Here is a 1,180-nt window from a genome sequence, read left to right on the forward strand (position 1 = left end):
GAGTGAAGAAGAAATCAATGTGTTGATTGAATATTTTAAAGGACTCTAGCATGAAAGCAACAACAGCGACAGCCTCAAGAGCGGGCTTGAGAGAGTATCTTGTTTTTACCAAAGCGGGGTTGTCTTCCGCGGTTGGCTTGCCGGGCTTGTTGGTCTATTTGCTCATCGCCCAAGAGATTACGGCCGCGCTTTGGTTTTCCCTTTTGGGCATTTTTCTTTTAGCCCTTGGTGTGAGTGCGCTAAACCAATACCAAGAAAAAGAGCTAGACGCCAAGATGCCACGGTGCCAAAACCGCCCTCTTGTGACAGGGAAAATCTCGCCCTTTGCGGCTATCACGACCATTTCTTTACTCATCGCCAGTGCCACGGTTTCCTTGTACGTGGCCTTGGGGGCTGTGGGCATTCTCTTTTCTGCTGTTGTGGTGTTTTTGTACAACGGTGTCTACACGCCCATGAAACAAGCAAGCCCTTACGCGGTATTTCCGGGTGCTATTTTGGGCGTTGTGCCTCCGATGATTTGCTGGATGGCTGCAGGCGGAGGGCTTTTTGAGGTGCGTTTTTTGCCTCTTGCTTGGCTTTATTTTATCTGGCAAGTTCCCCATTTTTGGCTCTTGGTGCTTGTGTACCACAAAGACTACGCCAGTGCCAATTTCCCGACGATGGTGGACGTGATGGGGGTGAAATCCCTCGCGCGCGTTACTTATGTGTGGATACTGTTGACGATTATATCGGCCTTACTGGTGGTGCGCTTTTTTATGCCCCAAAGTGACATTATCTTAGGATTTATCGTGGCGCACGCGCTCTTTTTGGTCTATACCTCTTTGCCGCTTTTTAACCTTAAAGAGAGCGCACAACGGCTTACATGTAAGAAAATTTTCATGCATCTCAACCTCTACATGCTTTTGGCGGTTGCCTTTTTGGTGGTTGATCGTTGGTATTTTACTTAAAGTATATTGTCACAAAAACAAGCGCATAAAGCTGTACAAATGCAGGTGAGTGCGCTTTACATGTAAAGATTTTTTGATTATCGCGCCCATGTTGTAATATTATTTGTTTAAAGGTACTATTTTGAATTAATTTTTTCAAATTTGTATTAATTAACAAATTCTTTGGATTGGGGTGTGATGCTAAAAGATTATCGATTTTGGATCATTGTCGTTTGTGTCGTCTTGGTGCAAAC

At 44.8% G+C, this 1,180-nt stretch carries 1 protein-coding gene; it reads left to right on the forward strand.

What is annotated here, in order from left to right; genetic code table 11:
- The first annotated feature begins 50 nt into the window (after positions 1-50).
- On the forward strand, positions 51-947 hold the full coding sequence (locus JWV37_RS12605; RefSeq protein ID WP_205460239.1) for a protoheme IX farnesyltransferase: 897 nt from the start codon (positions 51-53) through the stop codon (positions 945-947).
- The last annotated feature ends 233 nt before the right edge of the window (positions 948-1,180 follow it).

It is taken from the genome of Sulfurospirillum tamanense, from assembly GCF_016937535.1.
Taxonomy (GTDB): Bacteria; Campylobacterota; Campylobacteria; order Campylobacterales; family Campylobacteraceae; genus Sulfurospirillum_B; species Sulfurospirillum_B tamanense.